At 49.7% G+C, this 20388-nt stretch carries 22 protein-coding genes; 11 read left to right on the top strand and 11 right to left on the bottom strand.

Going from position 1 to position 20388, the window contains the following annotated elements:
- Positions 1-6: 6 nt before the first annotated feature.
- The 3 genes from PSHG_RS09165 (at position 7) to ytvI (ending at position 3208) form a co-directional block, all read left to right on the top strand.
- The gene (locus PSHG_RS09165) at positions 7-822 is read left to right on the top strand and encodes an undecaprenyl-diphosphate phosphatase (protein WP_042121746.1); all 816 of its coding nucleotides are present in this window, start codon (positions 7-9) and stop codon (positions 820-822) included.
- Between the two features lie 191 nt (positions 823-1013).
- Positions 1014-2129 (top strand): radical SAM/CxCxxxxC motif protein YfkAB, encoded by a 1116-nt coding sequence (gene yfkAB / locus PSHG_RS09155; protein ID WP_010272117.1) that lies wholly within the window; start codon positions 1014-1016, stop codon positions 2127-2129.
- Between the two features lie 44 nt (positions 2130-2173).
- A complete protein-coding gene (gene ytvI, locus PSHG_RS09150; protein WP_010272115.1) occupies positions 2174-3208 on the top strand; it encodes a sporulation integral membrane protein YtvI in 1035 nt (344 codons plus the stop codon).
- A gap of 24 nt (positions 3209-3232) precedes the next feature.
- On the opposite strand, the gene PSHG_RS09145 is transcribed toward ytvI, so the two are convergent.
- Both PSHG_RS09145 and PSHG_RS27095 read right to left on the bottom strand, forming a co-directional pair.
- The gene (locus PSHG_RS09145; protein ID WP_010272113.1) at positions 3233-4555 is read right to left on the bottom strand and encodes an MFS transporter; all 1323 of its coding nucleotides are present in this window, start codon (positions 4553-4555) and stop codon (positions 3233-3235) included.
- The gene (locus PSHG_RS27095; RefSeq protein WP_010272111.1) at positions 4530-5018 is read right to left on the bottom strand and encodes a MarR family winged helix-turn-helix transcriptional regulator; all 489 of its coding nucleotides are present in this window, start codon (positions 5016-5018) and stop codon (positions 4530-4532) included. The genes PSHG_RS09145 and PSHG_RS27095 overlap by 26 nt, the downstream gene beginning before the upstream one ends.
- 265 nt (positions 5019-5283) lie before the next feature.
- On the opposite strand from PSHG_RS27095, the gene PSHG_RS09135 reads away from it, so the two are divergent.
- From PSHG_RS09135 to PSHG_RS09120, 4 genes are all read left to right on the top strand, one after another.
- Positions 5284-5493, top strand: coding sequence for a spore coat associated protein CotJA (locus tag PSHG_RS09135; RefSeq protein ID WP_010272110.1), 210 nt, complete (start codon positions 5284-5286; stop codon positions 5491-5493).
- Positions 5494-5509: 16 nt separating this feature from the next.
- The gene (locus PSHG_RS27090; RefSeq protein ID WP_010272109.1) at positions 5510-5818 is read left to right on the top strand and encodes a spore coat protein CotJB; all 309 of its coding nucleotides are present in this window, start codon (positions 5510-5512) and stop codon (positions 5816-5818) included.
- Positions 5819-5873: 55 nt separating this feature from the next.
- Complete coding sequence (locus tag PSHG_RS09125) at positions 5874-6443, top strand: manganese catalase family protein (protein WP_010272108.1); 570 nt, start codon at positions 5874-5876, stop codon at positions 6441-6443.
- Between the two features lie 248 nt (positions 6444-6691).
- Complete coding sequence (locus tag PSHG_RS09120; protein ID WP_010272107.1) at positions 6692-7360, top strand: HAD family hydrolase; 669 nt, start codon at positions 6692-6694, stop codon at positions 7358-7360.
- Positions 7361-7571: 211 nt separating this feature from the next.
- On the opposite strand, the gene PSHG_RS09110 is transcribed toward PSHG_RS09120, so the two are convergent.
- The 5 genes from PSHG_RS09110 to PSHG_RS09090 all read right to left on the bottom strand — a co-directional run bounded on the left by PSHG_RS09110 (position 7572) and on the right by PSHG_RS09090 (position 14153).
- The gene (locus tag PSHG_RS09110; protein WP_010272106.1) at positions 7572-8906 is read right to left on the bottom strand and encodes a YheC/YheD family endospore coat-associated protein; all 1335 of its coding nucleotides are present in this window, start codon (positions 8904-8906) and stop codon (positions 7572-7574) included.
- A gap of 6 nt (positions 8907-8912) precedes the next feature.
- Positions 8913-10043 carry a YheC/YheD family endospore coat-associated protein gene (locus tag PSHG_RS27085; protein ID WP_010272104.1) on the bottom strand — a complete coding sequence of 377 codons (1131 nt, stop codon included), beginning with the start codon at positions 10041-10043 and terminating at the stop codon, positions 8913-8915.
- Positions 10044-11414 (bottom strand): YheC/YheD family endospore coat-associated protein, encoded by a 1371-nt coding sequence (locus tag PSHG_RS09100; RefSeq protein ID WP_010272101.1) that lies wholly within the window; start codon positions 11412-11414, stop codon positions 10044-10046. It lies immediately after the preceding gene.
- 208 nt (positions 11415-11622) lie between these two features.
- Positions 11623-12780: a YheC/YheD family endospore coat-associated protein gene (locus tag PSHG_RS27080; RefSeq protein WP_010272099.1), complete on the bottom strand. Its 1158-nt coding sequence runs from the start codon at positions 12778-12780 to the stop codon at positions 11623-11625.
- A gap of 14 nt (positions 12781-12794) precedes the next feature.
- Positions 12795-14153 (bottom strand): YheC/YheD family endospore coat-associated protein, encoded by a 1359-nt coding sequence (locus PSHG_RS09090; RefSeq protein WP_010272097.1) that lies wholly within the window; start codon positions 14151-14153, stop codon positions 12795-12797.
- 116 nt (positions 14154-14269) lie between these two features.
- Between PSHG_RS09090 and PSHG_RS09085 the strand changes: the two genes are divergently transcribed.
- The 4 genes from PSHG_RS09085 (at position 14270) to PSHG_RS09070 (ending at position 18318) form a co-directional block, all read left to right on the top strand.
- Positions 14270-15436, top strand: coding sequence for a DUF445 family protein (locus PSHG_RS09085; protein ID WP_010272094.1), 1167 nt, complete (start codon positions 14270-14272; stop codon positions 15434-15436).
- Positions 15437-15458: 22 nt separating this feature from the next.
- Entirely contained in the window at positions 15459-15800 is a 342-nt protein-coding gene (locus tag PSHG_RS09080) for a YlbF family regulator (RefSeq protein WP_010272092.1), read from the top strand.
- Between the two features lie 400 nt (positions 15801-16200).
- The gene (locus PSHG_RS09075; RefSeq protein ID WP_010272089.1) at positions 16201-16488 is read left to right on the top strand and encodes a hypothetical protein; all 288 of its coding nucleotides are present in this window, start codon (positions 16201-16203) and stop codon (positions 16486-16488) included.
- Positions 16489-16977: 489 nt separating this feature from the next.
- The gene (locus PSHG_RS09070; RefSeq protein WP_010272087.1) at positions 16978-18318 is read left to right on the top strand and encodes a DRTGG domain-containing protein; all 1341 of its coding nucleotides are present in this window, start codon (positions 16978-16980) and stop codon (positions 18316-18318) included.
- A 381-nt stretch (positions 18319-18699) separates the two neighbouring features.
- On the opposite strand, the gene PSHG_RS09065 is transcribed toward PSHG_RS09070, so the two are convergent.
- From PSHG_RS09065 to PSHG_RS09050, 4 genes are all read right to left on the bottom strand, one after another.
- Positions 18700-18999, bottom strand: a complete 300-nt coding sequence (locus PSHG_RS09065; protein ID WP_010272084.1) for a YtpI family protein — start codon at positions 18997-18999, stop codon at positions 18700-18702.
- Positions 19000-19046: 47 nt separating this feature from the next.
- Complete coding sequence (locus tag PSHG_RS30460; protein WP_157213437.1) at positions 19047-19205, bottom strand: hypothetical protein; 159 nt, start codon at positions 19203-19205, stop codon at positions 19047-19049.
- Positions 19206-19366: 161 nt separating this feature from the next.
- Entirely contained in the window at positions 19367-19846 is a 480-nt protein-coding gene (locus tag PSHG_RS27075) for a prefoldin domain-containing protein (RefSeq protein WP_010272081.1), read from the bottom strand.
- Positions 19843-20175: a YtrH family sporulation protein gene (locus PSHG_RS09050; protein WP_026021269.1), complete on the bottom strand. Its 333-nt coding sequence runs from the start codon at positions 20173-20175 to the stop codon at positions 19843-19845. The genes PSHG_RS27075 and PSHG_RS09050 overlap by 4 nt, the downstream gene beginning before the upstream one ends.
- Positions 20176-20388: the final 213 nt, after the last annotated feature.

The raw sequence follows: 20388 nt of genomic DNA, 5'->3' as shown, positions 1-20388 counted from the left end.
GTGGTAATCCTGGATCTTTGGAAAGCTGTCATCATTGGAATTGTAGAAGGCTTGACCGAGTTTTTACCTGTGTCCTCCACCGGTCATATGATCTTGACTGGACATCTTATCGATTTCAAGGGAGACAAGGCCGAAACGTTCGAAATTGTCATTCAGCTGGGCGCCATACTGGCGGTCGTTGTGCTGTACTGGAAGCGATGTTTGCGGCTGATCGGGATTGAGGATGCGGCGGAGAGGTACCGGCCGGGCCCCCGCTTGAATTTGCTGCACATTTTGATCGGTATTCTTCCGGCTATGCTGCTTGCTTTTTTTCTCCACAGCTACATTAAGCTGCTATTTATGCCGGAGACCGTTGTGCTCGGCTTAATAATTGGCGGGCTGTTCATGATCATTGCCGAGAAGCAGGGCCCTTCCGTCATTGAAGCGCCTACCCTGGAGGATATTACCTACAAGCAGGCTTTGTTTATAGGCGCAGCACAATGTCTTTCTCTGTGGCCCGGTTTTTCCCGTTCTGGCGCAACTATAGCAGGTGGTATGCTGGCCGGAACGAGCCGTGCCGCCGCGGCTGATTTCACCTTTTTGATGGCGATTCCGATTATGTTTGCCGCCTCAGGCTACGATCTTTTTAAGAACTATCATCTGCTTGCGGGGGGCGATGTTCTGTTTTTTGCGGTCGGATTCCTCGTATCCTTCGTCGTCGCTCTGTTAGCGGTAGCTACCTTCATTAAACTGGTAGCCCGTTTGAAATTAACTTATTTCGCCTATTACCGCTTTGTACTAGCAGGGATCGTCATTCTGTATTTGATACTGGTTGGTTTTTAGTATTCTAAATCGGAATTATTCGGAATACATATATAGGGACAAGGCCGTAAGGCCTGTTCCCGAAAATCTGGCGATTAGCGCGCAGGATCCGGCTGTTTAACTTTAAGCCGACATCAGGTACAATAAGAGCATCCATCAGGAGAGCCTTTGAGCTCCTATAATTTGCTAAAAGTCAGGTGTGTGTAACAACAATGAATGCGATAATGAAACCGGTAATGAGTCCGCAAAATGATCCGTGGGATCCGATTCATTCCCTTGCCCGGCATGGAAAACATGTGCTGACCAGTGTGGAAATGACGGTAACCAATTTATGCAATATGCGCTGTGAACATTGCGCAGTTGGCGATGCGCTCGTCATGAAAGAAGAAGAAAAGCTCCCGCTTCCTCTTATATTGCAGCGTCTGGAAGAAGTGGAGCATCTGCAAACGATAAGCATAACCGGCGGCGAGCCAACCTTTCATGAACGCAGCGTCAATGAATACGTGCTTCCGCTATTGAAGTATGCGAAGGATCGGGGCCTGTTTACCCAGATCAACTCTAATGTCACGCTGGATCTTAGCCGCTATGAACGGCTGGCCCCCTTTCTGGACGTGCTTCACATATCGTTTAATTACGCCGATGCCGAAGATTTTCTGCAAATCGGCTTTGCCCATACCGGGCGCGAAGTGAAGAAGGCTACCGCTGTCAAATTGTACGAGCAGATGATTAGCAACACCATCGCCCTTAGCAAAGGGGGGGTGTTCGTATCGGCCGAGTCGATGATTAACTACCGGACGCATAAGAAAATGCCGCAGATCCATCAGATGATCGTAGAAATGGGCTGCAGGCGCCATGAGGTGCATCCGATGTACCCCAGCTCGTTCGCTGCGAATTTGCCTGCCTTAAGCCTGGACGAAACCCGCACAGCGATTCATGATTTGCTGGATCACCGCAAGCCTGATGTCTGGATGCTGTTCGGCACGCTTCCCTTTTACAGCTGCAGTCCAAGTGATGAGGACCAGCGATTGATCCGCAGACTTCGTGAAGCCCCCATGGTAACCGTGCGCAATGATCCGGATGGCCGCAACCGGCTGAACGTCAACTTGTTCACCGGAGAAGTGTTCGTCACCGACTTCTCTTCGCTGGCTTCGCTCGGAACTATTCAACAGGATCGCCTGGACGATGTGTTTGCACGGTGGCTCGACCATCCGCTTAATCTGATGGTCAACTGCTATTGTCCCGAAGCCCGGTGCTGCGGGCCAAATCTGCTCGTAGCGGACGCTTATTACAAGGGAGTAAATTTCAAACAACGGAAGGCCATCCTCTAGCGGCTGCCTGCTGGACGGCCTCCCTTTTGTAAGGAGGGCCAACCATGTCCGGCAAACAGGTCGTCTATGCTTTGATCGGAATTGTGTTGCTTTATATGCTCTTTACAGTGGGGAGTCCGTTTTTATTTGCCTTGTTAATTGCTGTGTTTTTGGAGCCGCTTATTATCCAGACTGCAAAATGGTTTAAGCTTAGCCGCAGTTTAGTCTCCCCCTTAATTTGCTCCTTGTTCTTGTTCAGTCTGATGGCCATTACCTATGGCCTGGGAGCCAAAATTGTTATGGAGGCGATTCAGCTTTCGCGGCGGGCGCCCGTACTGCTGCTGGAGGCCAGCACTATTTTTAATCAGGCAGTCAATCAGGTGACCTCCGCACTGGATAAGCTTTATCCGGGGTTCTCTTCACGAATAGGAGCGGCGCTGGGCACATTCTTAAGCACACTCTCGGATTGGATGGCGACCTTCTCCGGCTTTCTGTTCTCACTGGCAAGAGGCATACCGGAGATGCTTCTATCGGTAATCGTGTTCCTCATTTCCTTCTACATGATCAGCTTAAAGCTGCCCGCCATCTATCAATCTTTTCTTTCTCTGTTTGAAGAAGAGTCCCGGCGAAAGGTCGTTTCCGTATTGGAAACCCTTCGCAAAGCGGTATTCGGCTTCTTCTCCGCCCAGTTAGTGCTGAGCATGATTACGTTTAATCTGGTGCTGGCCGGTCTGTTTTTCATGGGGGTGGATTATGCGCTGGCAACTGCCTTTTTCATCGTGCTGGTTGATGTTCTGCCCATACTCGGGGCCGGTGCAGTGCTTTTGCCCTGGGCGGTCTACAATTATTTGACAGGCGATTATTATTTGATGACAGGGCTTGCTCTGCTGCTGCTTGCCGTTACGCTGATTCGCCGTATTCTCGAGCCCAAAGTGGTAGGCGATGCGATTGGGGTGGGAGCTTTGCCCGTCATGATCAGCTTGTTTGTCGGCTACAAGCTGATCGGGCCAGTTGGTTTGTTCCTGGGCCCGGTCCTGGTTATTATTTACCAGGCCCTCCGCAATGAAGGCCTGATAAGGTTCAATATCCGTCTGGATTGATTGGGCGGCGGAAGCTTGACTGTCTTACGAAGCGGTTCCGATTGCGGACCGCTTTTTATTGTTTCTGCTCAGAATCAAGCGGATAACTCCATAGAGGATCAGGAATCCGAGCATTAGGAATGAAGAGCATCGGTACATGAACGCATAGCTGGATGCTGAAGCGATGACCCCGAGACATAATGAGCCTACGGCAATGCCCAGATCCGTGGAATTGTAAAATAGGCTGTTCGTAGTTCCGTAGCGGGCCGGATCGCTTTCTTTCAGCATCCAGGCCTGCAAGGTAGGCTGGACGGAGCCCATTCCGAGTCCGTAGAGCAAGGCTGACAGCACGAGCAGGAGCATCTGATCGGCAAAAGACAGGATGAGCAAGCTGCCCGCAAGAAATAAGCTTCCGGGAATGAGAACTGCTCCGTGCCCCTTTCTGTCAAATAATTTGCCTGCAATCGGACGGACGCCTAGTATCGTCAAAGCATTAAAGAGGAAAAACAATCCAATAGCCTCAAGCTCTCTCTCGATTCCGTACAGCGCGAGAAAAGCCAGCAGCCCGCCATAGGTTACTGCCATTACCATGTTAAGAAAAGCCGGGGGCAGGATGAATAGAATCGATCGTCGCTCTCTTCCATTCTTCCCGGGCAGGCCGGCCTGAGGATTCGATTCTGCAGCCGCCTGCTTCTTCCCGCTTCCAGCCAAGCTTTTCTTATCTGCAGAGGAGGCCTGTGAGGTACGGGCTATTCTTGCTTGCCGCAAACCGATCCCCATAAGGAGCGGAAAGATTAAGGAGATGGCTAAAGTCCCCCACATGGATAAACTCAAAAAACCATAATGGTCGAGCAGGGAAAGTCCGGCCAGCGGTCCGAGAGACATGGCAAGGCTGGTAGACAGGCCGAAGTAGCCGATACCTTCTCCCATACGCTGGGGAGGAATAATGTGGGAAACCATCGTTGCCATGATAGTGCTGCCCATTCCAAAGCCAATGCCAAAGCCTATGCGAAGCGCCAGAAGGACAGCATACGAATTGGCAAACGGATAGGCGGCCGTACAGATAACGGTCAGGATTAGCCCGGCGTACAGCAGCAAATGACGGGATATAGCCTTCATCAAAGCGGCCGTAGCAAATCGGGCAGCAATCGCCGCCAGCGCAAACAAAGTAGTAGTCAAACTGACTTTAACATCTCCGGGATTAAAGCGTTCGGTTACATAGGCCGGAAATGGTGAAAGCAGCATTTGCAGCGATAGAAACAATAGAAAATAACATAAGGTTAATAAAATAAAAGGCCGGGTCCACAAGGGCTCCGGTTGAATGGGAACGATGCGTTCGGGTTTAGTTTGTGTGGAAATGTCGGACATTTTCTTTCTCCTGTTCTTCTAAAATCAAGCTGTCAGTTTTGCGGCGAATGGATAGAAGCTGGCGGAACAGCTCCTCCAATTCATGGTTAGCAATTTCTTCTGTGGCCTGCCGGACCAGATGCTGCTCTATTCCTGCAGTCTGTTCGAGAAGCTGGTCTCCGGCCGGTGTCGTAAAGACCAAAAAGGATCTGCGGTCTCCCGGATCTGCCTGCTTGCGGATCCAGTTCTTCCTTGCGAGCGAATCCAAAATTCGGGTAACGGTCGGTCTGTCCTTGCCCGTCCGCTCGGCTATGCTTTTCTGGATGATGCCGTTATGCTCGCGGATACAGCTCAGCACGAGCCACTGTTCCGGGGTAATTCGAAATGGCTTCAAACGCAGGGTAAACAAATGAGAAAGCTTGCGCGAAGTTATAGATAACTGAAAGCCGATAGATTGCTCCAGCCGCGGTTTATTCATGGCCATCACCTTTCACTCCAGTGTGCCGTGTATGCATCTTACCAAAGCCGGGCATGCCCAGCCTGCAGCATTAAAAGAGCATTGAGCCGACCATGCGAGAAGCATTAAGCGCATTATTCACGTTAATTAGTTGTTATAGCAATTATATGTGGAACAATCATTATCAGGCAAGGAAAAGTTTCCTTCGTCTGGGCAGCCGCCCAGACCACCTGTAGGCCAATATCATAAGGTAAAGGAAAGTATGTCAAGATGCTGCAGAAAGGAGCAGACAATGAAAGCATTCACGCAAACAAGAGTATGGTATCCGTTCATCGGCCCATTTGATCCGTGCCCGCCGATCCGGGTGAAAACCTATTCAACGCCGCCTCAGCTGTTTTTAGGCTTCCAGCCTCCGCAGCTGCCTCAGAACAGCTTGCCGGAAGCCTTGCGGCAAGGAACCTTGTGGCCTGCGCTTTATAGTCCGTATGAGCCCCAACCGTAGAAAGGAGTTGTTAATCATGAGTAAGGGAAAATCTGTCCAGCAGCATAAGTCCGGCAAAACGGAGCAGGCCACAGTCTCTCCCCGTTACTATGAATTGCTGCAGCAATTGCAGGAAACGGACTTTGCCTTAGTGGAGCTGACCTTGTATCTGGACACTCATCCCCATGATCTGAAGGCGCTGGAGCAGTTCAACCAGCTATCCCAAATCAGACAGCAGCAAGCGGCTCGATTCGAGCAGGAATTCGGCCCCTTACTCGGATTTGGGCATAGTTTCAGCCGTTACCCGTGGCAGTGGGCGGAAGCCCCGTGGCCCTGGCAGGTTTAGCTTTGCAATAAAAATATAGAGAGAACCATATATGGAGCGGGAGGAGTTACCAGTTATGTGGGTGTACGAGAAGAAATTGCAGTACCCCGTGCGGGTAAGCAAGTGCGATCCAAGGATGGCGAAATATTTGATTGAGCAGTACGGCGGTGCAGATGGCGAGCTGGCTGCCGCTCTCCGGTATTTGAATCAGCGCTACACCATTCCCGACAAAGTCATTGGCCTGCTGACCGATATCGGAACAGAAGAGTTCGCTCATCTGGAGATGATCGCGACCATGGTTTACAAGCTGACCAAGGATGCGACGGTAGAGCAGTTAAAGGAAGCCGGGCTGGGTGACCATTATGCCAACCATGACAGAGCGCTGTTCTACAATAATGCAGCGGGTGTCCCATGGACTGCAGCGTATATTCAGGCGAAGGGCGATCCGATAGCTGATCTGTACGAGGACATCGCCGCTGAAGAGAAAGCAAGGGCAACGTATCAGTGGCTGATTGACATGACGGATGATGTGGATTTGCAGGACAGCTTAAAGTTTTTGCGGGAGCGGGAAGTCGTCCATTCCCAGCGATTCCGGGAAGCGGTAGAAATATTGAAAATGGAGCGGGACCGCAAGCAAATTTTTTAGTATATCATTTAAGGGCAAATGCTGCATAATATGATCTCGTTCAATTAAGAAGCATAAAGTCTAAAGCGGCTGATATGCTTCTTTGTTGATTTATAAGGGTATAAGAACCTGGAGAGGCTCGGTTCCCGGTCTGTATAATGTCTGGCCGTTGACTTCACGCGCATTTCATGATTTGATAATATCAATTGTCAAACGGAGAAACGTATGAGAGAAATTTGACGAAATAATGTTAAGGGGCAGATCAATTGATGAGTGGCAATAAGTATCCGGAAGCCATCCTGTTTGACCTCGATGGCACGTTGTTCAAGGCGGAAACATTGATGGAACCAGCCTATTTCGCTATGTTTGATCAATTGCGCGAAGAGGGCAGCTATGAGGGAGAGACGCCGCCGGTAGAAAGACTGCTGGGCGGGCTCGGCATGCTGCTGCGGCAAATCTGGGAGAGGGTGCTTCCTGGGGCAAGCGATGACTTGATCAATCGGATGAATGATCTGATGCTGGAACATCAACTGAAGCTGCTGGAGAATGGAACCGGCGAGCTTTACGAGGGTGTGCCTGAAATGCTGGCCGCATTGAAGGAAAAAGGGATTCGCCTGTTTGTAGCGAGCAACGGTTTGGAGGATTATGTCAAGCAGGTCGTTCAACATAAAGGGATTTCCGAGTATTTCGAACAGCTGTACAGTGCGGGGGAATTTCAGACGCCTTCCAAGGCCGTGCTCGTTAGGCTGCTGATGGATACCCATGGAGTGAGCAGATGCTGGATGGTAGGGGACCGGTCGTCTGATGTAGAAGCTGGCTTGAAGAACGGGTTGACAGTGGTCGGCTGCAATTACGCAGACTTTGGAGCCGGCGGTGAGCTTACGGGTGCCCACCATCTTATTACCGACATTAGGCAATTGCCGGATTTATTAGACTGATTGGCGAAGAGGTACATTAGCAGGCTTTCCGGGACGATGGCCAGCCGAAACGGGCTGCGCGACAGGCGGGATGCCTTATGGTGCCAATAAGCTTACAAGGCCGCTTCCCCTCCTTGCAATTTAGGAGCGGGGCGGCCTTGTTTTGCCCCGAAGCGCAAAGCTTCTGGGACGCGGGAGATAATCGTTACAAGATGATAGTTAACCACACGCCCTATTCCTTTGTGCAGCTGTCATCCGGTTCGCGTGCGGCGCTGTGCTGCCGGGCAGAATTGTCTTGCCGGTTATCTTCAGAGCTGCGCTCTGTCTGCAAAGAGTCTTCTTCCGCCAGGGAAGCAATGGAAGCTACCTGCTCCTCTTCCCGGGCATGTAGCCCAAGCTCTTTGACCTTATCACGAAGAGTGCTTAAGGCAGGTTTCCATTTTTCGGAAGAGGTTCTGTCCATTTTTTTGGATAAAGCCTTGGAGGAATTCTGTCTTAGCCAAATAGCATACTCCAGCGGCCTGCGTATGGCAGTAGTGTAAGTGCGCCTCTCTCCGATTTGGTAGAAGACCTCTCTCGCCGGCTTGGGATTAATCTCCAGCAGCCAGACGCCTCCTTTGCGGTCAACAGCCAGATCCAGTGCCATCTCGCACAGATGTTTGAATTTGCTTTCCACGTGCTCAACGACGCGGTGGCTCAATGTTTCCATCTTGCTGCGGATCTCTTCAATCTGGGCCGTGCCGAAGCGGCGGCGCAGAAGAGCCTCCATCGTCGCAGCGGAGCCTCCTCCATGCAGATTGGAGGTGACACTTTTAGGAGGACCGATGCGGCCCGCACAGCCTGTGACTTCCCATTGCCCCTGTCCGTTCTTCTGGATGAGCATTCTAAAGTCGTGCACTCTTCCATCCGGCAGGGTAATATCGATCCCCTGTTGAATCAAGTAACCGTTCTTCAGCCGAAAAGAGGCGAGCTTGAGCGGAATTTGCTCCTTCCGGACGAGCAGGGGGGCTATAATTTTGCGCCCCTGATTGCGTCCCCGGATCAGGTACAATCCGTTTGACTGGCGCCGAATGCTGATGATCCCGCGTCCGCCGGTGCCGTCTTCCGGCTTTAAGTAGACTAGAGGGTAATTTTGCAGAAAGCGGTATAGATCCTCGCGGCTCTGGTAGCGCGTTGTATCCGGCAGGTGTTTGGCTATGAAGCTGTTCGCGGCGAGCAGCTTCTGGTTTCCCCACTTATGCATTATGGGGCGGTTAAGGAAAGTCAGATGCCCGTAGCGGGATCTAAACTTTTTGAGCAGCTGGAACCGGTACGTCTTCTGGTATCGGCAGCGGTCGTAAATAAGCTGGGGGATCGGCACCCATTTTCTGGTCCATTTTTTCAGTGAGCTGTTGTAGATATGGGCGTGAACCATATCGTTTTTGGCAGAAATGTCTTCGGGAGTGAACACTTGAATGTTCACCCCTAGCTTCTCTCCCTCAATACTTAACTTGCGGAAAAACGAAATATCCTCCATGCGGTTGTTGCGGATGTATAAGGCCATCACGCCAAGGACCATTTCAGCCATAGCTTTTTATCCACCTCCCTTTTTCTTCGGGCTGCCGCTCAAGTATTTTCCGTACTGAATAATCCGCTCCAAGGATTTCTGCCGGATGTCTGGCTCGTCAAATTTCATCGGACGCGAATTCGCCTCGAAAAACCAGATTTGGCCTGAAGTATCCACACCTAAATCCATAGACATTTCTCCAAGGACGTGCCCGGATGCCTTCTCGATCCGGCGGGCGATCGTATGAGCCGCCCGCTTGACCTTAGCGAGGAGAAGAGCGGCAGCTTCCCTTCCAAAAGTGGCGCTTAGCAGCTTTTCCGGCTCATCGATAGAGCCCCCGCGCGGAACGTGGGTGGTGATGCTGCGCTTACCGGCGACTCTGGCGCCAATGCCGGTGAGGCTCCATTTGCCTTTGCCGTTTTTCTGGACAAGCACGCGAAGGTCGAACGGCCGGCTTTGGTAACTGGCCAGCTTGATTCCTTGCTGGACAATGTATTCCTCCGAGCCCATCAATTCCTTGAGCTGCACCCACAGCTTGGAGAGTGTTGCATGGGCGGACAGATGGCTTTTGCGAGTATTCTGCCAGCTCAGGCGGTATGGCTTGCTTTTGACAGAGCTCAGCTCGACCTTCATAATGCCTTTACCGGCTTTACCGCGGATAGGCTTCAAATAGATGGTGGGAAAATGCTTGAGATATAGCTCCAGGTCTTGAGGGCCTGACAATTTTTTAGTTGCAGGGGTATATTTTTTCGTCAGCTTGGCTTTATTCAGCCACTCAAATAACGCCCATTTGTTAAAAAAGAAAGGATTGAAAAAACGAATTTGAGAATGCCTCATTAATGCTTTAATCGTTTGCTGCACCTCGGGCTGAAGCTCATCCTTACGCGTCGGGATCCGGTTGTAGATGACCTGGGGAAGCGGGAGCATCATCTGAGACCAGGTCTTTGTCGATGTATTGTAGACGTAACTGTTGATTCTCCTTTGCGAAAGCTTCAAATCCTTGACCACAACGACATAGACAAAGGCGCCCAGTTCCTTGCCGCATTGAATTAAATCGATAAAGTTATAATGATTGCCGCGGAAAGGTCTTGTATTATCATGCATCGTTAGAATTGCAATCGAGGGCAGGGGAGAGGCATGCTGCAGAAAAAGTTCCACCTAGCCCTCCCTCCTCAGCTGAAATCGACTCAGGTACATGCAGTGATCGATTAGATTTTTTAACGAGGTTTTGCCTTGGGATTTAAGGGAAGGATGCTTGAAAATAGAGCGTCCGGGCTTGGCGTTGGCTTCGAACATCCAGATGCGTTCATTTTTGTCGATGCCGAGGTCAAAGCCGAGCTCGCCCAAAGGTCTCGAATAATTGCGTTCAATAGAATTGGCCAGCTTGATGGCAACGGCTTTGGCTTTCTCCAGCACACTGTCACCGCGGCTGCCGAATACCCGGTTTAGCACCTGCTCTGGAGTCATCAGCTGTCCGCCGGTGCGGACGTGGGTAGTTACGCTGCCTTTCCCTGCCTTTTTGGCGCCGATCCCGGAGGTTACCCATTCATTATCGCCATTCTTGGTCATATGGAAGCGGAAATCGATCGGACAGCTGTCAATTTCAATCAAGCGGATCCCCTGCTGGACGACATAATACTGCATGCGGACTCCGTGGTTTTTGAGCAGCCGCATGAGTCCTTCAAAACGGGAGAAGCGCATGAGCACATTGCTGCCATTGCGGCGGAACCGGGCGAAATACCCCCTTTCGGGACTGTAGGTCAGGCGGTAAATTCCAATGCCGAGACTCCCGGCTGTAGGCTTCAAATAGACAAAGCGGTGCTTCTCCATCATGGTCCGGATTATTTGGGACGTTGGACGGTTGTGGGATTCCGGAACGTGCTCGTTAGCTTCATCTCCAGCGAGCAAGCGGTAAACATCGGATTTGTCAAAGAAGCTCCAGTTGAAAATCGGAATATTCCGGCGGACGAACTTTTCTTTGAAATCCTCCATCGAGATCGATTTCTCTGCACTGCGGCTTGGCAGGCGATTATAGATGACATCGGGCAGCGGAACTGTTTTGCGGACCCAGCGGCCGCCGGAGGACGGGAAATACCCGGTGACGACTTCTTCATCCCAATTTACGTTACGGGGGGAGAAAACAAAGTAATAGGCGAACTTATTGCTGGCCGCCCGCAGGAATTCTTTGACGAAGCCGGTGCGCGAGCCGAAAGGAAGAACCGGGTTGTTGCTGGTGCTGGTCATAATTCCGATTAAAGGTCCGAACTGCAGGTCTTTGCCGGTATTGCTTTTGACCATGCATTTGCCTCCGGAAGGCAGCCTGATTTGAGAGGCGACAGCATGCGGGAGAACGACGAAATAGCCTTTGCGGTTAACGACTTTGACGGGATGGGTGGAGGATTTATTGCCTAAGCGGACGGTTATGGTCCGTGAAGTGTTTAATTGCAGCAGTTTGCTTAGGGAGCGGGTGACGGTTACCGTTCTTTCGCTCTGTTGTGAGATGAGAATGTTGCAGGTTGTCAGACTCATTCTTTACCCTCCTAAGGGCTTTGCTTGTTTTGGAAAGTTTGGAAAACACAAAGCCTGCTTCGTAAGCCAACACTGGGCTTTGCTTTTATTGAAAGAATTATAACTTTTGATTGCAAAGCCTGCTTCGTAAGCCGACACTGGGCTTTGCTTGTTTTGGAAAGTTTGGAAAACACAAAGCCTGCTTCGTAAGCCAACACTGGGCTTTGCTTTAACCTAATGAAGTGAGTAGAGAGCGGCCGCTGGTTCCTGCCGTATGTTTCCGCCAGCCGTTCCTATGGGCCAGGAGATATTTGGCGTAAGCCATAGGCTGATGCAGGGATAGCCAGCGGGCGCGCTTGTCTTTAATATTGCGGAAAACGGCTCTGCCTGGCTTGGAATTGACCTCGATAATCCACAGCCGGGCATGACGGTCCACTCCAAAGTCGATTCCTAGCTCAGCAAGGCGCCCGTAATAATGCTCCAGAACTTCGGCGATGATCAAAGAGAGATCGCGCAGCTGGGAGATAAGCCGGTCCGCTGAATGTTCACCAAATTCCCGGTGTAGAAATTCAGCTGCCGGCACCGCGCAGCCTCCGCTATGAAGGTTGGCGGTCACACTTCCATGTTCGCCCAGGCGAACAGCCATGCCGGTGTGGCTCCACAACCCCTTGCCGTTTTTCTGAACGAGGGAGCGGATATCAAATACGTTACCTTCTGCATTTGTCAGATGAAGAAAGGTTTGCAGCAGGTATTGCTTGTTTAGTCTAGGAACCAGCCAGTCGAGCATAGCTTGATCCCCGGCAAAGGAACACGTATACGGAAGGTTGCTGCTGGTGCGTCCGGCAGCCTCGAACCCTTTGGCATGCTTTCGGAGAAGTATGATTCCTTTGCCCTGTGTCCCTCCATCCGGTTTAACAATCACTTGACTTTCTCTTTCCAGCCATTCCAGCAGCTGGCCGAAAGTGGCCAGCATGCTCGTTTTAGGCAGGTACGGCCGCAGCCGCCGATCGTTGGAGAGGGAGCGGTGAACCGCCCATTTGCCCATAAGCCGGTTGCCGAGAACCAATGGTTTGGGCCGGCTATGTGCCATTATATTCATAAGGGTGTGATAGCCGTTCCGATAGCTCGGGTTTGTGCTGAAGAACCGGTCGTAGATCAAATCGGGCAGCGGCAGTCTTTCCGTGCTCCATCTCTGCTCTCCGGTCCATACGAAGCCTTCGACACTTTGCTGGTCAGGCGCAAGGCCTTCCGGAGTAAAAACAAAAGCTTTCATGCCGAGACGCTTCGCATGACGGATAAGCAGCATGTAGAAATCGGCATCGCAAAAAGGGAGATCCTTTCCCCCGCGGCAGGCCAGAATGCCGATTAAGAAGGGTGCAGCAAGCATAGACGTACCGCCTTTCACAATTTGGCGAGGTGTTGGCAATAATGAACGATTCTTCGCACCGAAGGTCTAATTTTATTAGGTGCAAGTGATGAATTTTCTTCCTTTGACGGCTTGGAATTAATCTCCAAAAGCCAGACTTTGCCGCTTGTATCCACGGCCAGGTCAATGCCCAGCTCGGCAAAATGCTCAGGAATTTTTTCGTCCAAACCTGCGGCCAGAGAAAGCGCCGCTTTTTGCAGCCGGTGATAGATGGCGGATCGCTGAGCAGCCCCGAACCCTCCCCTGGCCAAGGCAGTGCTGACAGAGGTGAGCGTGCCTCCTCTGGCCAGATTGGAGACAAAGGTGTGGCTTCCGGCAATCCTGCCTACTGTTGAGGTAATGGCCCAGACGCCTTTATTATTTTTTTGCGCGAGCACACGGAAATCAATCGGATTGCCGTTGGATTGAATGAGGCGAATTCCTTGCTGAATTTGGTAGCGGGATTTGATGCGGCTTCCGATAGCCTGGGTCATTGCTTTTAAAGATGCGAAGGAAAGTTTACGTACACCGGAACTTTGGTTAAAATGACATAAATAGCCTTTGGGAGCTTTGCTGATCCTAATAATTCCTTTGCCCAGGCTTCCTGTAACAGGTTTAAGGTATACGGTAGAGTGTCTGGCGCACATAGCCTGGAGGGTGCTGCTTTTGTAGGCATACGATTCGGGAAGATAGGATTGCACTCCCGGTACTTGCTTCAAAATTTGAAACACTTCTGTTTTGTTTAGGAATTTCTCGTTAAAAACATGTGATCGGTAAGTCGATTTGACCTCGTGAATAAATTGTTGCACTCTATCGCTGTTTTCCAGCCGGCGCTTAGTCAACCGGTTGTACACTACATTCGGGATGGGGAAGCTCCGTTTTTTCCATCCCTTGTCATAGATCCAGCCAGATAGTCGGCCGGACTCAGCTGGCAGCTCTGCGGGACTGAAGAAGTACACCAGGCCGCCGAATTTTTCACAAGCCAATGTTAATTCTCTGCAAAAAGAGGTGTTGGCACCGAATGGTCGGTCGCTTGACTTACTGTGAACCCGGCTGACCATGACAGCGATCAGCGGACCTAAATGGAAGGTACGGGTTTCCGCAGAATAGCGGCCGTTTAGCTTGGCACCTTCGTATAGATTCATTTCCGATGCCAAGTGCGGATGTACGCGTAGCGTAGTCGATTTGGCGATCGGTACAAGGGTAACTTCTTTTCTCAAGGAACCGAATTGGAGCGTGACAGTTTGATTGGCTGCAAGCTTCCACTGCTTCATTATCGATTCTTTAAGCAGGATCGTTTGGCTGTCCAGACTGGAGCTGGTCTGCAGTCGTATGGTTAATTTGGCTTTCGCCATAAACAAGTCCCCTTCCACCGCTAACTGCAACTTGTTATATTTAACTAGTTCATCATATGAAAAGCTAATTTTCTTGGTGATTGGAAAATGCCCATCTTGCCTTAAAGGAGTAGACCATGAAGGATGTTGTGACCGTTCTTATAGGGATAACCGCAGCCGCTCTTATAGGCGGGGCGACCAATTATTTGGCAATCAAAATGCTGTTTCATCCAAGGCAGACTCGCTATTTTCGGGGCAAGCGCCTCCCTTTTACCCCGGGTCTTATCCCCAAGCGGAAGGCTGAAATCAGCAAGTCCCTCGGGAAGATCGTAGCCGATTACCTAGTGACCAGTGAGGGGCTCAATTCCTTGCTGCGCAAGCCTGAATTCGTTTTGAAGATAGAAACGAAGCTGGTCGATCAGATTGAACGATTAAGCTCAAGCGAGGATACGTTGGAGCAGTGGGCTTTGCGTTTTTGGACGCCTGGGCAGCTGGAGCAGAGCAAGGTTCGACTGGCGGAATGGCTGAGGGAGAAATCCAGGGAAGGGATTCGCAGCTATTGGATTGAAGGCGGCTGGTCTGAGCGAAAAATAGGCGAATGGCTGCCTGCCGGAAACGGCGAATTCAAAACCCGGTTGATCCAGCAAACAAGTGATATGATCATCCTGCAGCTAAAAGCCGAACTGGAGACACCGGAGGGTGACCGTTTGCTTCGCAGCATTACAATGCAGATGCTTGAGCAAGCGGGAGGATTGCTGGGCACACTGGCAGGCGTTTTTATGGACGAGGACAAGCTGGCCAATAAAGTGAAGTCCGCCTTGTACAGGCAGCTCGATTCGCCTTCGATCAAAGGGACGTTGAGCGGATTTCTTGAACGCAAGCTGAACCAGGCTGAGGAGCTCACGCTCGGCGAGATAATCAGCTTTATAACCGGGGCGGAAGCGGATGTGGCCATAGCCGCTTATGCTGACCGGCTTCTCATGTGGGAGCAATGGTTGGACAAGGCGGGCCAGAAAACTATTGGGGAATTGCTCGCCCCGCGTAAGGAATGGCTTCAGCAAAAGGTCCCGGAAGAAACAAGCCGAGGACTAGCTTTTATCTCATCCCGAATGGACAAGCTGGTAGCCGTTCTGGAGCTGCCTATTATGGTGGAGGAGCAGGTGAACAAGTTTCCCGTAGAACGCTTGGAGAACATCATACTTAGCGTAGCGGGTAAGGAGTTAAAAGCGATAACATGGATGGGTGCGGCGCTTGGCGGCTTTATCGGCTTGCTTCAGGCGATGCTTATGCTCTGGACCCGCTAAAAAACATTAGGAGTGGATACCAATGAATGTACACGACAAAGCAAGGGAACTGTCCGCAGCAATTAGGGAAAGCAAAGAATATGAGGACGTTAAGCTCGCTCAACAAGCGGTCAATGCGGATCCGGAATCGAAACGGATGATGGATCAATTCCGCCAGAAGCAGATGGAGCTGCAGTCGCAAATGATGTCCGGGCAGCAGCCGGCCCAGGAGGAGCTGGATAAGATGGAAAAGCTGTACGAGGTGCTTTCTCTTAATTTCTCAATCCGCAAGCTGATGGAATCAGAGAGAAGGCTTTCCGTCGTTATGGAGGATGTGCAAAAAATTATGATGGAATCGCTGCAAGATTTGTACAGCCCATCATAATGCGGCTTCTTCCTGAATAAGCTTGTATATATAGTCTGGCAATATGCACTATCCGCTTTTCATTTAAGTATGTGTTGCTGTCGTTTTATCGTGGATATCCGTAGCAGCAGTTCAGGGCGTGATGGTGGTATGTCGAGGTGCCTGTAGCAAGGTGCACAGGGTGTGATGGCGGTATATCATGGATGCCCGTTTGCAAACTTCCTCGCTGCTCGCTGCACAAACTGGTATTCACAGTTAATCGAGACTTCCTGCCAGTCGAGCACAACTTATTTGTTTGCGGATTATTGTCAAATGCAAAACGGGTTGAAAACCTGGAACAGCTCGTATGCCCGGTATTAGTTTTTGAGCAGAAGAGATGGCATTTGAAGATGATTATACAAGCTAGGGAGGGGTAGAAGTGATGAAGAAAGTAAAGGATTTTTCCAATTTACTGTATTTAAGCATGGCTCTAGGTATGCTGATGTACGCCATCCCCCGACTTGAGGTAGGGAATGGTTTTACACTGCCCACGGTGTTTAGCATCGTATGGATTGGATTTGCTCTATTGATTATTGGAGCTCAGCTGCACTATATTCTTGGCGTGGACGAAGAAACGCGCAAGGAATTAGTCAAGGTGAAGCACATGAAAAAATGGCAGATGCAGCAAGTATTCGAAGGCAAAGGCAAGCGTCTCCAGGTTAGAAAGTAATTCCTTGCAGAAACAAGACAAAACGGTAGGACTGGAGAAAGGGGCAAATCGATCGGGATAGAAAGTGCTGATTGAAGCAAAACGGATAGCCTATACTGCCGAATCCAAGTAACATATCATGTAAAACCGGAATGCAGAGGATACAAAAAATCAGTATATCAAGAAAAAGTTTAGCAAAATCAAAGCAGCCTATCATGTAAAGTTCAAATGCAGCACCACGCACAGTTTCAAGCGCGTGGTGTTTTTCGTGTGTCATTAAATGGAATGAGCAGGCGGAACAAGCGTGCTGAGACGGAATGTAAGCGGAAAACCGCATAGAAACGCCACCGCAGCGCGTACTAAATTTCATTGATCATGGCTCGGATAAACAATGGGAGGCCCTTTCTTTTATACAATTGAAAAAACGGATGGCATTAGCTTTCCCAAGGGAACCATACTATAATGGACTATAACAGAGATAGTACAGATTAGTAGGATGGGGTGTAACAGATGAGAGAGCCTTCGGGTATGGAAGCAGCGACCAAGCATGAGATGATTTTAAGCTATATCAAGGAGCTTGAAGTAGGCAGCAAAATTTCGGTTCGGCAAATAGCCAAGCATATGGGCGTAAGTGAAGGTACCGCTTACCGGGCGATGAAAGAAGCGGAGAATCAAGGGCTGGTCAGCACGAAGGAGCGCATCGGATCGGTACGTATTGAGAAAAAAGAGCGCCATCATATTGATCGTCTCACCTTTGCCGAGATTGTTAATATTGTGGATGGGCAAGTGCTCGGAGGCCATGAGGGACTGGAAAAATCCCTTAATAAATTTGTTATCGGAGCAATGCAGGAAGAGGCAATGCTCAGATACATAGAAGCAGGCAATCTGTTAATAGTCGGTAACCGGGAAAAAGCTCATAAATTTGCTTTAGAGCACGGGGCAGCTGTATTAATTACCGGGGGCTTTGAAGCGAGCGAGGAAGTAGTCCGGCTGGCCAATAGGCTGGGTCTGCCGATTCTGTCAAGCAGCTATGATACCTTTACTGTTGCTTCGATGATAAACAGGGCGGTTTATGACCGTTTGATCAAAAAGAAAATCATGCTTGTTCAAGATATTTTGTCGGAGCAGAGCAAGGTTTACTCGTTAAAAGCTAGCAGCAAAGTAAGTGATTTGCGGAAGTTGATTGAAGAAACTGGACATAACCGTTTTCCTGTTGTGGATGAATGGAACCGGGTGGTTGGTATGGTTACCTCAAAGGATATGGTTGATGCTTCGGTGAAGCAGACAATTGACAAGCTGATGACCCGTAATCCGATTACGATCAACCTGCAGGCCACAATTGCTTCTGCCGCTCATCTGATGGTCTGGGAAGGTATAGAACTGCTTCCGGTTATTGATGCCCATCGGAAAATGGTTGGCGTAATCAGCCGTAAGGATGTTCTGAAGGTGATGCAGTACATTCAGAGACAGCCGCAGATTGGTGAAACCTTTGAGGATTTGATTTGGAGCGGGTTTGAAGAGAAAGTGAATGAGGAGGGGGAAATCCGTTTTTACGGAAAAATTACTCCCCAAATGACTAACCACCTTGGGACGGCGTCTGCAGGAGTGTTAACAACACTGATGACTCAGGCTGCTTACTGGGCTGTGCAGCACATTCGCAAGGGGGATTTGGTCATAGATAACGTGTCCACTTATTATTTGCGTCCAGTACAGATGGAGTCTGAGGTGGAGGTTCGTCCGCAAGTTATCGAAGTGAGCCGCAAATTCGGCAAGATCGATGTGGAAATCTATCTTGGCAGTCAGCTCGTCTCAAAAGCGATGGTAACAGCCCAAATGTTCGATCAGTCCTAACAGTATAAATAGCCCAAAGTAGCGTTGCAAGCCTAACACGACAACAACAGAACTGACGTAAACGGAAACACGCAAATACACTTGAATACTCAAATTCCGCCTCGCAAACACACAACATGTAAAACCCGCAAACATTGCAAAACCCGCAAACATTGCAAAACCCGCAAACATTGCAAAACACATAACTGTAGCAGCGTAATTGACGAAACCGGGATACAGAGTTCTGGCTTTACAAGCATTATAGGTTTAGCATTATAGTTTTAGTATTACAGATTTCATTACAGATTTAGCAAGCATTAATGGTTTTGCGGATTTACAAGTATAAAAGCTTTGCAGTCATGCAGGTGTTTGCAGGCGGAGTTCCATCATTAGGCGAAAAATCTAGGATTTCAGCCTTTTGCTGTAGGAGGAATGGTTGCGGGAGCCGGCATAGACATTAAACAAGCCTAGAATTAGAAAAACAGCCCCGATTGCTCCGCGTAGAAAGCTTGGCTCGAAAAGCAGGAATTGAATAAGAGCGATGCACATCAGCATCGTGCCCATTGCTATATTCATTTTGGCTGCGAATAATCCGCGCACTAACGGTTCCTTGCTGCGGCGGTAGCGAATGCTGAAATAGACCGACAAAACGAGAGAAACAAGCACTAAGGCAAGCAGCACATAGTGATACCAGGTGATCATGCCAACCAACTTCCTTTTTCAGTTTAGTCACGGACCAAGTCCTGCTACTAACTGTAACGATTATGGCGGCAAAAATCAATTGCTGCGGCAATGCCTCTTTTTTCGAATTGGCCGTTTAATAATGAGTTCGCCAGCATAGGCTCACGGCAAGTTTCCGTCAGAATCGGAAGGCTTGCCAGCGTAGGTTCAGGGTCAGCTTCCGTCATGCTTGAGAAGCTCCTTGTATGATTCAAACAAGGGCATCGCACAAGAGCATCGCGGCGAGGGCATCACGGGAATTCGACAGTATGGCTAACGGCACATAGTTTACTGCACATAGTTCACGGACATAGTTATACTGCATATTGTTCGCGGACATATGTATGAATCAATTGGTAAGGGTGGCTCTGATCCAAACTCTAAGCTCGGACTGGACGATAAGCATCGCCGCTACCTTCACCTCATAATCACGATCATGCACGTCTGTATAAGGCTTCTCAATTAATTTGAAGAATAGGAGAGGGTCTTTGCGGATGTCAGCGATCAGCTTTCCACTTAAAACAGACAAGTCTTTGTGCACTCTTTTTTCCAGCTCGATGCGGGTCAGGTCATCCAGATTGTCGCGATTCTCCCATTCGACAAAAATTCCGCCGACATAAGCGGCTTTTTTCTGGTTTTTCTCTGAAGTTTCGATTGTGCTTTGAAGCTCGCGCACTTCATTTTCCAGGTCGGCTTTTTGTGTGGCGAGAATGGTAAAATTTTGTTGATAAATGCTGAGGAATACCGCGCAGCCAACGATCATGCCGGACAAGAACATACCGAGCCCCGCCAGCCAGTGAGTATAGCGCCTGAAGTTGGGAACTCTCATGCCGGCCCACTGCCCTTGCCGATCCACTCGATCAAATTAAACGCCATTTGTGCGCCGATAAAAGCGCTGATGAAATATAAGATTTGTTTGATAGCGGGAGATATATACCCTTCCGCAAAGTTGAATTCAATGACTCGAATCGGATCGATGGTACCGCCAATGGCTGCAACCATTGCCCAAATTTTTATATTTCCTGCGATTTTGACCATATAATCGCCCGGAGGCTGAAGAATGATAACCGCAGCTATACCTCCGAGCATACTGCCGCCCAGCACGATGCCAAAAGCAACGGAAAAATCGATCGCCAGTTTTGTGAGAAATTGGGTCATTGGTGTCATGGCAAACCCCACCTTTAACATAATAGAATGCTTTACATCAGGGACAACTTCCTTAAATTATGTCTATGACGGGGAAAACGAATATAGAAGACAGGCTTTCGGAAAACAGGCGAAAATGAACGAACGCCGCTGCAGCAGCAAGCAAACGATCGAGGCGAATATAAGTTCGCTTCGATGCACCCTTTTATGCTAAAATAAAGACAA

This window comes from Paenibacillus senegalensis JC66 (genome assembly GCF_000285515.1).
Taxonomy (GTDB): Bacteria; Bacillota; Bacilli; order Paenibacillales; family NBRC-103111; genus Paenibacillus_L; species Paenibacillus_L senegalensis.
This window is presented reverse-complemented; position numbering and strand designations above follow the sequence as displayed.

Coding starts and splice junctions, on each gene's coding strand:
- PSHG_RS09120 (WP_010272107.1), top strand. CDS start 6,692: ATGAGTGGCAATAAGTATCCGGAAGCCATCCTGTTTGACCTCGATGGC.
- PSHG_RS09135 (WP_010272110.1), top strand. CDS start 5,284: ATGAAAGCATTCACGCAAACAAGAGTATGGTATCCGTTCATCGGCCCA.
- PSHG_RS09085 (WP_010272094.1), top strand. CDS start 14,270: ATGAAGGATGTTGTGACCGTTCTTATAGGGATAACCGCAGCCGCTCTT.
- PSHG_RS27075 (WP_010272081.1), bottom strand. CDS start 19,846: ATGAGAGTTCCCAACTTCAGGCGCTATACTCACTGGCTGGCGGGGCTC.
- PSHG_RS09050 (WP_026021269.1), bottom strand. CDS start 20,175: ATGACCCAATTTCTCACAAAACTGGCGATCGATTTTTCCGTTGCTTTT.
- PSHG_RS09070 (WP_010272087.1), top strand. CDS start 16,978: ATGAGAGAGCCTTCGGGTATGGAAGCAGCGACCAAGCATGAGATGATT.
- ytvI (WP_010272115.1), top strand. CDS start 2,174: ATGTCCGGCAAACAGGTCGTCTATGCTTTGATCGGAATTGTGTTGCTT.
- yfkAB (WP_010272117.1), top strand. CDS start 1,014: ATGAATGCGATAATGAAACCGGTAATGAGTCCGCAAAATGATCCGTGG.
- PSHG_RS27095 (WP_010272111.1), bottom strand. CDS start 5,018: ATGGCCATGAATAAACCGCGGCTGGAGCAATCTATCGGCTTTCAGTTA.
- PSHG_RS27090 (WP_010272109.1), top strand. CDS start 5,510: ATGAGTAAGGGAAAATCTGTCCAGCAGCATAAGTCCGGCAAAACGGAG.
- PSHG_RS09145 (WP_010272113.1), bottom strand. CDS start 4,555: ATGTCCGACATTTCCACACAAACTAAACCCGAACGCATCGTTCCCATT.
- PSHG_RS30460 (WP_157213437.1), bottom strand. CDS start 19,205: ATGACGGAAGCTGACCCTGAACCTACGCTGGCAAGCCTTCCGATTCTG.
- PSHG_RS09090 (WP_010272097.1), bottom strand. CDS start 14,153: ATGGCGAAAGCCAAATTAACCATACGACTGCAGACCAGCTCCAGTCTG.
- PSHG_RS27080 (WP_010272099.1), bottom strand. CDS start 12,780: ATGCTTGCTGCACCCTTCTTAATCGGCATTCTGGCCTGCCGCGGGGGA.
- PSHG_RS09065 (WP_010272084.1), bottom strand. CDS start 18,999: ATGATCACCTGGTATCACTATGTGCTGCTTGCCTTAGTGCTTGTTTCT.
- PSHG_RS09075 (WP_010272089.1), top strand. CDS start 16,201: ATGAAGAAAGTAAAGGATTTTTCCAATTTACTGTATTTAAGCATGGCT.
- PSHG_RS09100 (WP_010272101.1), bottom strand. CDS start 11,414: ATGAGTCTGACAACCTGCAACATTCTCATCTCACAACAGAGCGAAAGA.
- PSHG_RS09125 (WP_010272108.1), top strand. CDS start 5,874: ATGTGGGTGTACGAGAAGAAATTGCAGTACCCCGTGCGGGTAAGCAAG.
- PSHG_RS09110 (WP_010272106.1), bottom strand. CDS start 8,906: ATGGCTGAAATGGTCCTTGGCGTGATGGCCTTATACATCCGCAACAAC.
- PSHG_RS09080 (WP_010272092.1), top strand. CDS start 15,459: ATGAATGTACACGACAAAGCAAGGGAACTGTCCGCAGCAATTAGGGAA.